Genomic DNA, 14471 nt, shown 5'->3' with positions numbered 1-14471 from the left:
CTAGCATTGCGGGGTTAGGGGCAGTATATTCAAAAGCTTATTTATGCAACAAAGCCATACCTCATTGGGTGTTTTATAACCGAGCACTTTTCTTGGTAAATTATTTAAAAAATCCTCAATTTCTTGTAATTGCTTTATTGTTAATTTTTTTATATCTAAAGATTTAGAGTATACTCTGTGCACCATTGAGTTAATCTTCTCTATCAATGGTTTTTGCCATGGAGAATAAGGATTGCAAAAATATACTTTTCGTTCAGATTTTGGCAATAGTTGTTCATGATTGGTAAATTCTTTGCCATTATCTAACGTTATGCTTTTGATTATATGCGACAATTGTTTAAGTTTTTTATTCATGTTACCAATCACATCTTGTGTTCTTTTTGAACGGTTTAAAGTGAGAAACACTTTTTGTGTTCTGATATCCACAAGAGCGCCTATATTACGACTTTGATTACCTTTGTTAAAAGTTAAATCACCTTCTAAATGACCTATTGCTGCTATCTTTCTATTTATCTCTGGTCTTTCAGTAATGGAAACTCGATTTGGTATTGTAATTCTTTTGTTTCTGATTCTTGTACCATGATGCAACCTATTTTTCCTTTTTCTTGCTAAAGATAAATATAATTTTTGCCTTTGTGCTATAGGAGATGTATAAATAAACTGGTATATACTCTCTGTAGAAATATTGACAGTATCTCGTGATAGTTTACGTCTACCTGAAATTATATCTGGTGAAATACCCTGTGTTAACTGCTTTATTATTTCTGCTCGTAAATTATTATCAATATCTAATTTTCTTTTTCTCTTACCTTGCCTTAAACTGCAAGCAAGTGTGTTAGCCCTATCTGGTCTATAATTATGCCTCATTCTCTTGAGTTCATAACATATAGTGCTTTTATCACGGCCAATCTTTGTCCCTATATATCGCGAGCTATAACCACTCTTATTCATTTCGTATATTTTAAATCTTTCATCTATCGTTAAATGAGCCATGATATATCTATATTTAAATGATGCTCCTCGCAGCAGAGCTACGAGGTATCTAAAAAAGTTTTAGTTGTTTCTTATGATATCACGAAGCAGAGCTTCGGGGAATTAAACCCTGAGAGATTAAAAATTGATTATATCTGGCTTAATTAATTATAGAACTTTCCAAGCCTTGGGTTTGGCGTAACTTAAGACCGAATAAGCATCTGATCTTCAAACACTGTAATATAGCGTGATCACTATAGCGTCTAGGTCTTCCTCGTTTCATTTCCTCTCTGTAATCAGCATAATCGCCAAATCACTGGCAATCATAAAATCTATGCGACCCCTATTGCGTAAAAAATTATTATATTCTGACCAATTCGTTATTTTATATTTAGAATACTTGCGTGATTTACTAAAAGGGGCTTTCTTCCGAGATCTCATATAATCTGGATTATTTTTTAATGTCCCCCTTCGGGGATCAAAAATCCCTCGCCTTTAGGCGAAGGGAAGATATAATGAAATTGCTTTAGCAATGAATTTATATCAAGAAATATGAGAAGTTATAGAAAGAATAGTCATAGTCAGTATGATTTAAAAGTGCATCTTATATGGATACCAAAATATAGGAAGAGAATATTGATAGGCAAAGTATCGGAAAGGACTAGAGATTTACTGAGGCAGATTTGCATGGAACATGAAGTACATATAATTTCAGGGAAAATATCATGTGATCACGTACATATGTTTATCTCATATAAGCCGCAAATATCTCTTAGCAAGTTAGTACAGTATTTAAAAGGCATTAGCTCAAGAATTTTATTGCAAGAATTTACTCATTTACGAAAACAATTTTGGGGCAATCATTTGTGGGCTAGGGGCTATATGGCAGTCAGTTCAGGTAATATAACTGATGAAATGATACAGCACTATATTGATGAACAGGAAGGTGAACCTGTGAATGATGATCGATTTCTAATCGATTCCACTTTATAACCCCTCAGCTTATAGCTGAGGGTTGTTTAGTTCAGGACATCTTACCAGATTATCACCACTCTTGCTCTACAAATTTTATTTATGCAACAAAGCCATATATAACAGCTGCATCTCTCTCAGTTTTATCCCTAAGCGATTGAACTTTTACTGAAGAGTTTGGGGGTCTAATAACTGGTTTTATCTTCTTCTTTCTCAACAATTGATATGTAGATTCACCGTCATACCCTCGATCTCCCAGAAAATCCTTGGCTCTGACATTAGCTATTAGTAGTCCAATCTGTGATCTATCATCTATAGTATGCTCTGTGGTACTATCGGCAAGTATCATACCTTGATCTTCTATAACGATATGTAGCTTTTTCCATATGCGACGCTTATATTGCTTACCATGCTTATTTTCTAGCCATTCGTTCCCTGTGTAGGCTTGTATCCCTGTACTATCCATTGAAATACAACTAAATTCTTTATCTTGATTTCCATGTAAATACCTAAGATCTAATGACTTCATACGCTTACTTAATGTTGTATAGTCTGGACATCTAATAGATAAACCCGATATTTCAAAGAGCCAGTTTATAAAGCCTTGGGTTTGGCGTAACTTAAGACCGAATAAGCATCTGATCTTCAAACACTGTAATATAGCGTGATCACTATAGCGTCTAGGTCTTCCTCGTTTCATTTCCTCTCTGTAATCAGCATACCAGCCAATCGCCAAATCACTGGCAATCATAAAATCTATGCGACCCCTATTGCGTAAAAAATTATTATATTCTGACCAATTCGTTATTTTATATTTAGAATACTTGCGTGATTTACTAAAAGGGGCTTTCTTCCGAGATCTCATATAATCTGGATTATTTTTAATTCAGGACATCTTACCAGATTATCACCACTCTTGCTCTACAAATCTTATTTATGCAACAAAGCCAGGGGCAGTATATTCAAAAGCTTATTTATGCAACAAAGCCACCAAGTCCAGGAAGCTTAGAAAATAGATAAATTAGCTGGTCTATCTCGTTATTATCGTTCATATTAAGCCTTTATTACGACGGTTCCAGCTATTTTATCATGTAATGCTTGTTTTTGAGAAGAGAAAAGTATGAAGAAAATACCGATCGGAAATGTCATATATCCAAGGAATCTTTTAATTAACTGTTTAAGGGTCGGACGGTTAAAGTTGCTTGCATCTACTATTCTCATACGCATAAATATTTTACCAATGGTTGCTCCTTTATAATACCAAAAACCTATAAAATATGAACCTATCACTGTTAAATTAATTAGTAAAATTGAAACATTAAATAAAATATATTGATTAAAATTTCCTGCTTTAAGATATTCATAAAATTCTTGACTCATAACAGATTTAAGCACCTCGCTTTGATTATGCAAGTCAATATTATAGCTCTGGAAGTAATCACGGTAGAAAAAAACCATTAGATAAAAGAAACAAAATTGTAAAATTGGAATTGCTATGAAAGCAAATAACGATAAATCAAGTGCCGTAGAAAAAATACGTGCTATAAAATCTGGGTATATAATTTGTTTTTTCATTGCTGATTACTATTTTTTGATGTTTAATTATAAATAATTTAAAAACATTACAGTATTTATGGAACAATTTGAAGCATTTAGTTTATTATTTGTTGATAGTTTTGTCTCAAACTTATTCATCGGTTTTCAGCGTGAATTAATTTTTCATTCTATGAAAATGTTTGGTAACTATAGTTACCCTGTAATGTTTATAGTAGCTACTTGTGCTTCTCTTGGTGGTAATATAGTTAATTATATTTTTGGTAAATGTGCTTTAAATATTTTCTACTCTTCTAAAAATGAACAAAATATCTTAAGGCATAAAAATTTAGCACAACTTTTTTATAAATATGAGATATTTATACTTCTTCTAATGGCGTTTCCTTTTTGGGGAAGCTTTATTTCCTTATTTTCTGGTTTTTTTAAAACAAAATTTTCAAAATTTTTGGGGCTTGGTTGTTTAGCAAAAGCCTGCTATTATATTGCAGAACTATATATTATATAAATAGCCATGAAAAAATTAACCTCAGAAAACTCTCATAGACAGCAAAAAGTAGCAAGTATAATAAATAAAGCATTAATTGAGATTTTACATCGTGGTAAAATGCTTGATCCTAGACTTTACGATTTTCCTCTTACGATAACAAAAATTATAGTTACTGCCGATTTAAAAATAGCCAATTGCTATTTTCTACCTTTTAACACTAAACTAACGCCTCAAGAAATTACCGAAAGCCTAAATAATTCCAAAAATGCTATCAGAAATTTTGTAACAGGCAAGATAAATATGAAATACTCACCCGATATAAGATTTCATTACGATCACGGATTTGACAATGCCTTAAAGGTAGAGCAACTACTAAAGGATACTAATAATATATAATTGCTAAAAATGGGATATATTTTAGATAGGCACAGGTGCTAGGGGATAAACTCAATCATTGAAAACAATAATTATCCACTGCATTAAGTAAAAATACTTAGTGCAGCAGTCCCCTAGCATAAAGTATGCACTAAAGGCTTAATAAGCTGTTTTGCAATAATGGAGTTTAAACATCATTCACGTTTTACATACTATCAACAGTAATTAAAATAATCAAGTGCTTTTAGTTACTTTTTAGTATTTTTTTAAACTATAAGTATACCCATATTATTTCTTAATGTTTCTACATTTTTAGTATAAAAATCTATTAATCTCTTAGGGTTTAATTCCCCGAAGCTCTGCTTCGTGATATACTACTTGAATGGAAGAAAGCAGTTATATACATAAGAGTCATAATGTCACAGTACTCATATATCATTTAGTAACGCCGGCAAAGTATAGAAGAGTAATATTCAATCAAGAACTAGATGATTATTTGTGTAAAATTTGTGAGCACATAGAAGATCGTTATGAAATTAGATTTTTAGAAATAGGAGTAGATAAAGATCACGTACATTTTTTATTACAGTCAATACCAATGTATAGCCCAACAAAAATAACTCAAATCATAAAAAGTATTACTTCTAAGAAAAATGTTTGAGAAATATCCAAATCTTAAAGAAAAATTATGGGGAAGTGAGTTTTGGAGTAAAGGATATTTTATGAGCACAGTAGGTAAACATGGTGATGAGCAGAAATTACGTAATTATGTAGTCTATCCGCCAAAAACACTTCAAATCCTGATCATTTGTAATGGGATAGAGTTTTGACAACAAATTGCTAAGATTTTCAATAAAAATTAATAAGTTATGTTAATTTTTACTGATACATTTCTGTGTTGGTCTAATTTTGATATGGAGCTATTGTTAACGATTTTTTATCGTTCATCTAGTTTTTGCATGATGATATTTTTGATTTATGTGGAGTTAGACACGATTTGTAAATGATTTGCAATGCATCGTAAATTCAAACCAATAGCAGAGATTATTGGATTGATAATATCTCCTATCATACCTTTCAAGAAGTTTCTACCCATCCGACCATATTGCTTTAAGTGACCTATTATTGGTTCTATGGCACTGCGTCTCTTGATCATAGACTTGTCCTCTTGTAACAACTTCTTCCGCGTTTTTGGGGTATATACCTTACTCTTCTCCTTTACATTGCTACCACTATACCCAAGATCAACAAATGATTTCTTTATCTTGATTCCAGTGACACTCTCTACTGCTTCAAAGCTCTGATGCAATGTATGACCATCATAAGGATTATTATGAAACGATTTTGCGGATAAAACAAAATTTCTACGACCACTTACTACTACCGCTACTTTATTGCCAAACTCATATGGCTTGTTGCGTTTTCCCTTTCCTATACACTCTACTTCAGGGGCATGAAAACTATATAATACTTTGTTATCTTCTTTATATTGCTTTTTAGCTTCTCTTTTTAAAACAGATTGGTTATGTATTTGTTTTATTTTTTGCAATACTTCTTGATTTTTGAGAGACAAGTTTAATTGCTTATTTTTGATCTCACGCTCACATACTCTAATCAAACGACCCAGTAATATTTTTAAATGCTTCATTATTTTCCAACGCTTCTTGGCTTTACTATGTTCTTTATATTTCCATAGCTTTACTATATCGCGTTTATAGGTTCTAGCGTATGTTTCATTCAAATGTATACCCAAACTGTTGCAAAGCTTTACTATGCTAAGCCTAGCTTTATCCATTAAATAAACATCGTGTGGGTGTTTGATATTCTTAATTTGTACAGTCGTATCAGCGATGATTAATTCCAAATCTTTTTTTTTAATTGTGTTAGTTTTTATCCCAACCCTGATCAACTCCGATAATATCTCATTATATCCAGCTTCACCTAATACACTACGAAACCGTCGTATACTAGTTTCCGAGATAGCTATGTCTTTTTCTATATATTCCCACCCGCAGAAATACTGCCAATACATATTCTCTTTTAGCTCTTCCTCTGATAATGAATCTGAAAAATTATACATTGCTTGTAGCATCGTTATGCCAAGCATCACTCTATGACATTTTCTATTTCTACCAAATTTCTTAATACAAACATTTTTTGATAACCACTCTTCGAGCCTAGACCAATTTATTAATTCTCTTAATTTATATAGCTTATTATTTGGGTTTAATTCTTCTTTTAATTTATAACCAAACAGTTTCCCTTGTTCTTGCGATTTGATAATGTTGTCTATTGGCATTGACTGAAATCCATAAGGTTTATGACCATATTTTATCATTTTCTTACGGATTGTTGTATTACTTCTTGTCTTAAAACCATATTATCTATAAGGCTTGTAGAGTTTTGGCGGACGGACTATGTACAGAATCAAGATTCAGGCAAACCTTCTTATAAAGCATTTCAACAAAAACAGTTAAAGCTTTTTGGATAGATACCTCGTAGCTCTGCTGCGAGGAGCATCATTCACTATATTTTTTTCCATCTATTATGAAACCAGAACCATTGGCTAGGATTTTGTTTAACCCAATTTCCCAAAATTTGGTTAATATTAAGCATGATATTATAGCAATCTGTTTTACTATCGCCTGTTTGCTCCCAGGTTAAATTTGGATGGATTATTAGCTTAAAATAACTACCTTTAGTCCTAACAATTTGACATGGCACAATCGGATATCCATACTGTAAAGCTATTTTAGCAATAGCATTAGCAGTCATGGCAGGATAACCTAAAAACGGTACTTCGATGCCGTCATTCATTTTCTGATCAACAAGCATAGCAATAGATTCACGCCCTTTAATTGCTCTAACTAGAGCTCTGCTACCATCTGGTCCTTTAGGAATGAGCCTTAGCTTAGAACTAGCACGACTCTCATTAATCAGCTTATTAACATAAGGATTATTAGCTTTACGATAGATTACAGCAAATTTAGGATAAATTTTATGAATAATTTTAACAGCAATATCCCAATTAGCAAAATGACCAGTAAAAAATAAAAAAGGCTGCCCTTTTAGCTTTTTAATATTTTCCCAACCTATTATCTCAATCCGGCGTTCTAGTTCTAACTCATCCATTTCATTGATATAAGCAAACTCGCCTACGAACCTACCGAAATTATCCCAAGTCTGGTCTATAGTTTTTTCTACATCAAACGTATCACCAAAAACAGCTTTAATATTTCGTCTAGCAATTTTATTAACAGCAAATAATATACCAATTTTGCGAGCTATAAAACTGCAAATATCCGCTGCTTTATCTATACCAAATATGCCAATTATCTTCAAAAAAATAATAATAATAGCATACTCAATTAGATATCTAATCTTTTTTAAAAATTTTTTCATAAAGTAAATTAGGATTATTAATAGATAACTTCACATCTAAGCATACAATAATATCACTCGAATCACCAATCTTAACGTAATCTTTTCTCGTAGTGATAAGAGTAGCATTATTTGTTTTAGCAAGTAGAGATAAATTTTCTAAATCTGCTTGTAAATAATTATAATGATCAGGAAATATTTTATACCCTACTATATTCAAACCATAATTTTTTAAGGTAAGAAAGAAACGTTCAGGATTACCTATGCCGCTAAAAGCAAAATAATTTTTATTTTTGTCTATATCGCTTGAAGCTACTATTTGTGCTTGTATTAACTTATTGGCATAAGAAGCTAAACTAACTGGTATTCCATCAGAATTATTACCTACTAAAAAAATTAAATCCGCAGCGCTTAAAGCTCTATTTGGATATTCTCTTAATGGACCTGCAGGAATTAAAAATCTATTCCCGAAAAGCCTTTGGCTATCTACAGAAACTATAGTGATATCTTTATGAAAATAAGGATTTTGTAGAAAGTCATCAACTATTATTATGCTTGGCTTAAGTTCACGAATCAGAGGTAAAATTTGCTTAATATTTTTAGTAGCAATAACTGTGCCGTGCTTTGCAAGTATTACAGACTCATCACCTACTTCTAGAGCATCATGCTCTACTTTTGCAATAGTTGCTTCTTTAAGGTTACTACCATAAGCTTTAGTGACTATAACAAAATCTATATTTTGGGTCTTCAGTAAATTAGCTAGATACATAACTATCTGCGTTTTACCAGTACCGCCTACGCTGCAATTACCGACACAAATAACTTTACCAGGTAATATAACGGGACGTGCAAAAACATGCCGCAAAAATCCTAGAAATTGATATATCCAACTTATAGGGAATAATATATAAGCTATAATATTTCGCTTTTGCCAAAATTTAGGATATAGAAGTTTAATCATACTAAAAAATTATGTTTCTGCGTATCATTATAACGCTAATTTAGGATAAGGGATAGATAGAAAGCTTATAACCTGAATTCTGGATTAGCTAATTTTGAGATATAGCAGGTTTGTTAGGTTTCATACAGTATGCAATTAGGGCGGATAAGATATGTACAAAGGCATTCCAAATTGATCTATGTCTTGTATGTTCGATCTCGAAAGCACCCTTCAGCACACTAAATACTGTTTCGATAATTGAGCGTTTGCGTAATAATATTTTTTCAAATAATGGCATAAGTTTATTCTTCATTTTCTTCTTTATGCCAGTTACTAACTTGATTCCTTTGCTGTATAGATCATCAAAGAGCTCCTGTTTGATATAACCCTTATCGCCAAACAATAATCCCGTGATATGTTGGGTGATTATCGAAACCGGCGCTCTATCATCTACATTACCAGGCGTTAGTTTTAGACCTTGAATCTCACCTTTTTCGTTAATAACCAAATGTAATTTTAGACCAAAAAACCAACTTTTTGTTGTTTTACCCAAAGCAGCAATACCGGCAAAGACTTTATTACGAGAGATTCTTTTTCGATGACAAACCTCTAAAGATGTGGCGTCAATATAAGAAACTCCCGTAGATTGAGCTGCCTGCATATACCATTCAAGTAATAAAACTAAATAACTCAGAACTCTTGGTTTTAGAGCTATAAAACGAGTATATGATGGAAGAGTTACAAAGTCTGATTTATATAATTGTAGATAGGACATATAAAAATATTTAAAGTTTTTACAAGGTGATTGATGGTATAAAAGCACTATTGTTAACAGCTCAGAATAGCTTATTTCAGGCTTGCTTGTAGGGTTTTTATTAATTAATGGTAGAAATGATTTAATGATGCTCCTCGCAGCAGAGCTACGAGGTATCTAAAAAAGTTTTAGTTGTTTCTTATGGCTTTGTTGCATAAATAAGCTTTTGAATATACTGCCCCTAACCCCGCAATGCTAGCCTAGCCAACAGGCACAGAGATAGGTTTACCAATTTCAAACATTTTGTTTAATAAGTGGCATTTAATAGACATTTCTTTTGTCATATTTTGATCATGTCTTGATAGAAACTTACTACCAAAAGAAGTTTTAAATCGAAAGAACGTGTTCTCTACACGCTCCCTTCTACCATAATTATTCTTTACCCTCCATGCTTGGTATCCTTTGTTTTGTTGATATATAACAGCTGCATCTCTCTCAGTTTTATCCCTAAGCGATTGAACTTTTACTGAAGAGTTTGGGGGTCTAATAACTGGTTTTATCTTCTTCTTTCTCAACAATTGATATGTAGATTCACCGTCATACCCTCGATCTCCCAGAAAATCCTTGGCTCTGACATTAGCTATTAGTAGTCCAATCTGTGATCTATCATCTATAGTATGCTCTGTGGTACTTATCGGCAAGTATCATACCTTGATCTTCTATAACGATATGTAGCTTTTTCCATATGCGACGCTTATATTGCTTACCATGCTTATTTTCTAGCCATTCGTTCCCTGTGTAGGCTTGTATCCCTGTACTATCCATTGAAATACAACTAAATTCTTTATCTTGATTTCCATGTAAATACCTAAGATCTAATGACTTCATACGCTTACTTAATGTTGTATAGTCTGGACATCTAATAGATAAACCCGATATTTCAAAGAGCCAGTTTATAAAGCCTTGGGTTTGGCGTAACTTAAGACCGAATAAGCATCTGATCTTCAAACACTGTAATATAGCGTGATCACTATAGCGTCTAGGTCTTCCTCGTTTCATTTCCTCTCTGTAATCAGCATACCAGCCAATCGCCAAATCACTGGCAATCATAAAATCTATGCGACCCCTATTGCGTAAAAAATTATTATATTCTGACCAATTCGTTATTTTATATTTAGAATACTTGCGTGATTTACTAAAAGGGGCTTTCTTCCGAGATCTCATATAATCTGGATTATTTTTTAATCTCTCAGGGTTTAATCTCTCAGGGTTTAATTCCCCGAAGCTCTGCTTCGTGATATCATAAGAAACAACTAAAACTTTTTTAGATACCTCGTAGCTCTGCTGCGAGGAGCATCATTTAAATATAGATATATCATGGCTCATTTAACGATAGATGAAAGATTTAAAATATACGAAATGAATAAGAGTGGTTATAGCTCGCGATATATAGGGACAAAGATTGGCCGTGATAAAAGCACTATATGTTATGAACTCAAGAGAATGAGGCATAATTATAGACCAGATAGGGCTAACACACTTGCTTGCAGTTTAAGGCAAGGTAAGAGAAAAAGAAAATTAGATATTGATAATAATTTACGAGCAGAAATAATAAAGCAGTTAACACAGGGTATTTCACCAGATATAATTTCAGGTAGACGTAAACTATTACGAGATACTGTCAATATTTCTACAGAGAGTATATACCAGTTTATTTATACATCTCCTATAGCACAAAGGCAAAAATTATATTTATCTTTAGCAAGAAAAAGGAAAAATAGGTTGCATCATGGTACAAGAATCAGAAACAAAAGAATTACAATACCAAATCGAGTTTCCATTACTGAAAGACCAGAGATAAATAGAAAGATAGCAGCAATAGGTCATTTAGAAGGTGATTTAACTTTTAACAAAGGTAATCAAAGTCGTAATATAGGCGCTCTTGTGGATATCAGAACACAAAAAGTGTTTCTCACTTTAAACCGTTCAAAAAGAACACAAGATGTGATTGGTAACATGAATAAAAAACTTAAACAATTGTCGCATATAATCAAAAGCATAACGTTAGATAATGGCAAAGAATTTACCAATCATGAACAACTATTGCCAAAATCTGAACGAAAAGTATATTTTTGCAATCCTTATTCTCCATGGCAAAAACCATTGATAGAGAAGATTAACTCAATGGTGCACAGAGTATACTCTAAATCTTTAGATATAAAAAAATTAACAATAAAGCAATTACAAGAAATTGAGGATTTTTTAAATAATTTACCAAGAAAAGTGCTCGGTTATAAAACACCCAATGAGGTATGGGAAGAAAATATAAATCTGGCTTAATTAATACTGGAATTTACCCTCTACAAGTCTTATTTATGCAACAAAGCCCTGCTGCGTAATGCGTAAGGTGAGTAATTTATCACTTTTTTAATTATAGCATAAGTTTTGGTTTGTTGGATACCTGATTTTGTTAATTATTACTTGCTTTGCATTACAAATTTTTATTTAATTATTGTAATATATGTCGAGTGGTTTTGACATAGTCTTAATTTTATTAGTACTAAAAAATGAAATTTTATCAAACAGTAAGTTATTATAAGATAGGGTTACGAATTATAATATTGGTATTTTTATCAATATTACACGTTGATACACTAGTAATGGCTTCAGATCATGACGATGGTTATGTGACAGTAACAAGCAAAAAGAGCAAAAGAAAACAGGGAACACTAGATCAAAAAGTAGCAAAGTCACAAGTAAGCGTTGATGTTCAAATACAAGCGATGCAGGCTCAAAATAAAGTTCAAGCAGATGCAGTAGCTGAACAGCAAAAACTACAAGCAGAACGTGAAGCTAATGAAAGAGCTGAACAGCAAAAACTACAAGCAGAACGTGAAGCTAATGAAAGAGCTGAACAGCAAAAACTACAAGCAGAACGTGAAGCTAATGAAAGAGCTGAACAGCAAAAACTGCAAGCAGAATGTGAAGCTAATGAAAGAGCTGAACAGCAAAAACTGCAAGCAGAACGTGAAGCTAATGAAAGAGCTGAACAGCAAAAACTGCAAGCAGAACGTGAAGCTAATGAAAGAGCTGAACAGCAAAAACTGCAAGCAGAACGTGAAGCTAATGAAAGAGCTGAACAGCAAAAACTACAAGCAGAACGTGAAGCTAATGAAAGAGCTGAACAGCAAAAACTGCAAGCAGAACGTGAAGCTAATGAAAGAGCTGAACAGCAAAAACTGCAAGCAGAACGTGAAGCTAATGAAAGAGCTGAACAGCAAAAACTGCAAGCAGAGTATCAGCAATGTCAAACTAACTCAATAAGAGTAGACGAGGAATATGTTAAAAAACCTGAGTCACAACAATTAGCTGAGGCAATCAATAATATGATCGTTGGACATACGGAAAATGCTTTTGTATCGGCAGCGCAAAAAGAAGTGATCCGAGAAAAATCTACACTTGTTATAAAAAATCCTGAAAAATATGCGGTAGAACTGGCTCAAGAATTAGTAAAGAATAAAGCTGAACTAAAAGAAGTGATTAAAATAGCTAATTATGATGCTTTTGTAGTGGGTAAAACACAACAAGAGCAAGCTTTATTATTTGCAACAAATTTAGCTCAGGTTGCACCTGATAATATAAAAAAAGTAGTAGAGCATTTAACCGAGCAAGGAACAAGAGCGGTTAATGTAGCAAATATGATGTATAAAGTAGTCACTTCTAACATTAATAATCACCTATCAGGTGGTACTATGGTAGCAGTTGCAGCGGGTGATCAAGAAAGCCCTATAGTTACTAAAAAAGGATTATGGGTTATCGGTACTTTTGGTTCAAGTAATCAAGATGCACATCAAGGTAATCCTAGCTATAAAGGCACTGTATCCGGCGGTATTATCGGTGGTGATATTTATATCGGGGAAAATAGTCTTGTCGGTATTGCATATAGCCGTATGAACGCTGACTTTAGGTTTAAAGATCCAAGCACTGGTGATAAACTGTCGGCAGAAAGCGATATTATTTCTCTATACGGCCAACAACAATTTAGTATCGGTCTTATATTACAAGAAATATTTTCAGCAAGTAACAGTAAAATTAACACCAAGAATTTAAGACAAGTTGGACCTAATAGGTATAAGACTGCTAGCGGTAAATATACAAGCAAAGCTTACGGTTTTGAGGGTAATATCGGTTATCAATTCTCTGTCATGGACGGTATAAATTTAATGCCTAATATTGGTATTAGATATAATACGTATAAAGATACTTCTTATATCGAAACCGGTACAGGCGTGAATAATATGTATATCGCAGGTACGTCGGGTAACTTAACTACCGGTATTCTAGGTATAAAAATAACTACTCCTAAGAGAGTATCAAACGATGCTCAAATAGTACCGGGATTACATGCTTCCATAGAAAATAGTTTGAGCAATAAGCAACCTAAGGTGAAAGCTAGATTTATTTGGGCAGATAATTACTTTGAGAAGACTACAAGCAATAGCACACCAAAAGTCAGCTATACTGTAGGTGCAAATTTACTTGCATCTTATAAGAATATTGAGCTACTTGCAACGTATCACTGTAATTTACGTAACAAATATACTAGTCATCAAGGTTCATTAAAGTTAAAGATATTGTTCTAATAATGTAAATCTTTAGACCTGAAGTTTTGACAAAACTTCAGTTAGACGGGTTATTGAAAAAATGGCTAGGTTGGCGTCGGTTACAATTGAAAATTCAAGGACTAAGGAGAACAAAACCTGGCTCTGTTTCATCAATTGTGTAAATTTCGTGAGCCATTAAATCCTACCATCAAATTTGATCATAAAATGAGCCATAGCTTCATTCCAGTTGGGGATAGGCATAGACCATTTTTTGGTAATATAATCAATTGTCAGATATAAAACCTTAAATACTGCGTCATCATTTGGAAAGATGCGTTTATTCTTAGTAACTTTTCTCAATTGGCTATTCAGCGATTCTATCGCATTTGTAGTGTAAATAATCTTACGAATCTCCTTTGGATATTGCAAGAA

At 32.9% G+C, this 14471-nt stretch carries 17 protein-coding genes and 2 pseudogenes; 6 read left to right on the top strand and 13 right to left on the bottom strand.

Annotated features, from left to right (window positions below):
- From AAHI98_RS06495 to AAHI98_RS06485, 3 genes are all read right to left on the bottom strand, one after another.
- On the bottom strand, positions 1-993 hold the full coding sequence (locus AAHI98_RS06495) for an IS30 family transposase (protein ID WP_342225409.1): 993 nt from the start codon (positions 991-993) through the stop codon (positions 1-3).
- 139 nt (positions 994-1132) lie between these two features.
- Entirely contained in the window at positions 1133-1255 is a 123-nt protein-coding gene (locus AAHI98_RS06490; protein WP_342225408.1) for a transposase, read from the bottom strand.
- On the bottom strand, positions 1252-1413 hold the full coding sequence (locus AAHI98_RS06485) for a hypothetical protein (RefSeq protein WP_342225407.1): 162 nt from the start codon (positions 1411-1413) through the stop codon (positions 1252-1254). The genes AAHI98_RS06490 and AAHI98_RS06485 overlap by 4 nt, the downstream gene beginning before the upstream one ends.
- Before the next feature lie 111 nt (positions 1414-1524).
- Here AAHI98_RS06485 and tnpA (AAHI98_RS06480) point away from each other — a divergent pair, with 111 nt between their 5' ends.
- Entirely contained in the window at positions 1525-1965 is a 441-nt protein-coding gene (tnpA, locus tag AAHI98_RS06480; protein WP_095568239.1) for an IS200/IS605 family transposase, read from the top strand.
- Positions 1966-2044: 79 nt separating this feature from the next.
- Here tnpA (AAHI98_RS06480) and AAHI98_RS06475 read toward each other — a convergent pair whose 3' ends face one another.
- The 3 genes and pseudogenes from AAHI98_RS06475 to AAHI98_RS06465 all read right to left on the bottom strand — a co-directional run bounded on the left by AAHI98_RS06475 (position 2045) and on the right by AAHI98_RS06465 (position 3519).
- Complete coding sequence (locus AAHI98_RS06475; RefSeq protein WP_342225406.1) at positions 2045-2809, bottom strand: IS5 family transposase; 765 nt, start codon at positions 2807-2809, stop codon at positions 2045-2047.
- Positions 2810-2933: 124 nt separating this feature from the next.
- Positions 2934-2996: pseudogene (locus AAHI98_RS06470) on the bottom strand (recombination mediator RecR); the annotation flags it as partial.
- A gap of 1 nt (position 2997) precedes the next feature.
- The gene (locus AAHI98_RS06465; protein ID WP_342225405.1) at positions 2998-3519 is read right to left on the bottom strand and encodes an RDD family protein; all 522 of its coding nucleotides are present in this window, start codon (positions 3517-3519) and stop codon (positions 2998-3000) included.
- Positions 3520-3577: 58 nt separating this feature from the next.
- Here AAHI98_RS06465 and AAHI98_RS06460 point away from each other — a divergent pair, with 58 nt between their 5' ends.
- The 3 genes and pseudogenes from AAHI98_RS06460 (at position 3578) to tnpA (AAHI98_RS06450) (ending at position 5190) form a co-directional block, all read left to right on the top strand.
- The gene (locus tag AAHI98_RS06460) at positions 3578-4003 is read left to right on the top strand and encodes a YqaA family protein (RefSeq protein WP_342225404.1); all 426 of its coding nucleotides are present in this window, start codon (positions 3578-3580) and stop codon (positions 4001-4003) included.
- A 6-nt stretch (positions 4004-4009) separates the two neighbouring features.
- A complete protein-coding gene (gene rbfA / locus AAHI98_RS06455; RefSeq protein WP_342225403.1) occupies positions 4010-4381 on the top strand; it encodes a 30S ribosome-binding factor RbfA in 372 nt (123 codons plus the stop codon).
- 361 nt (positions 4382-4742) lie between these two features.
- Positions 4743-5190, top strand: a pseudogene (tnpA, locus tag AAHI98_RS06450) (IS200/IS605 family transposase).
- Between the two features lie 146 nt (positions 5191-5336).
- On the opposite strand, the gene AAHI98_RS06445 reads toward tnpA (AAHI98_RS06450), so the two are convergent.
- From AAHI98_RS06445 to AAHI98_RS06420, 6 genes are all read right to left on the bottom strand, one after another.
- Positions 5337-6698: an IS5 family transposase gene (locus tag AAHI98_RS06445; protein WP_342224717.1), complete on the bottom strand. Its 1362-nt coding sequence runs from the start codon at positions 6696-6698 to the stop codon at positions 5337-5339.
- Positions 6699-6886: 188 nt separating this feature from the next.
- Positions 6887-7762, bottom strand: a complete 876-nt coding sequence (locus AAHI98_RS06440) for an LpxL/LpxP family acyltransferase (protein ID WP_342225402.1) — start codon at positions 7760-7762, stop codon at positions 6887-6889.
- Positions 7737-8702, bottom strand: coding sequence for a tetraacyldisaccharide 4'-kinase (gene lpxK / locus AAHI98_RS06435; RefSeq protein WP_342225401.1), 966 nt, complete (start codon positions 8700-8702; stop codon positions 7737-7739). The genes AAHI98_RS06440 and lpxK overlap by 26 nt, the downstream gene beginning before the upstream one ends.
- A gap of 88 nt (positions 8703-8790) precedes the next feature.
- Positions 8791-9585, bottom strand: coding sequence for an IS982 family transposase (locus AAHI98_RS06430; RefSeq protein WP_458693695.1), 795 nt, complete (start codon positions 9583-9585; stop codon positions 8791-8793).
- A gap of 110 nt (positions 9586-9695) precedes the next feature.
- The gene (locus AAHI98_RS06425; RefSeq protein WP_342225400.1) at positions 9696-10136 is read right to left on the bottom strand and encodes a transposase; all 441 of its coding nucleotides are present in this window, start codon (positions 10134-10136) and stop codon (positions 9696-9698) included.
- Positions 10102-10659: an IS5 family transposase gene (locus tag AAHI98_RS06420; RefSeq protein WP_342225399.1), complete on the bottom strand. Its 558-nt coding sequence runs from the start codon at positions 10657-10659 to the stop codon at positions 10102-10104. Before AAHI98_RS06420 ends, AAHI98_RS06425 begins: the two co-directional genes overlap by 35 nt.
- A 153-nt stretch (positions 10660-10812) precedes the next feature.
- Here AAHI98_RS06420 and AAHI98_RS06415 point away from each other — a divergent pair, with 153 nt between their 5' ends.
- Positions 10813-11775: an IS30 family transposase gene (locus AAHI98_RS06415; RefSeq protein WP_342225398.1), complete on the top strand. Its 963-nt coding sequence runs from the start codon at positions 10813-10815 to the stop codon at positions 11773-11775.
- A gap of 227 nt (positions 11776-12002) precedes the next feature.
- Complete coding sequence (locus AAHI98_RS06410; RefSeq protein WP_342225397.1) at positions 12003-14078, top strand: autotransporter outer membrane beta-barrel domain-containing protein; 2076 nt, start codon at positions 12003-12005, stop codon at positions 14076-14078.
- A 156-nt stretch (positions 14079-14234) separates the two neighbouring features.
- On the opposite strand, the gene AAHI98_RS06405 is transcribed toward AAHI98_RS06410, so the two are convergent.
- Positions 14235-14471 (bottom strand): transposase (locus tag AAHI98_RS06405; protein ID WP_342225396.1); only part of this gene is annotated, 237 nt, incomplete at its 5' end.

The sequence above is a fragment of the Rickettsia endosymbiont of Urophora cardui genome (assembly GCF_964030725.1).
Classification (GTDB): domain Bacteria; phylum Pseudomonadota; class Alphaproteobacteria; order Rickettsiales; family Rickettsiaceae; genus Rickettsia.
The sequence above is the reverse complement of the archived record's forward strand: the minus strand, read 5'-3'. Positions and strand labels throughout refer to the sequence as shown.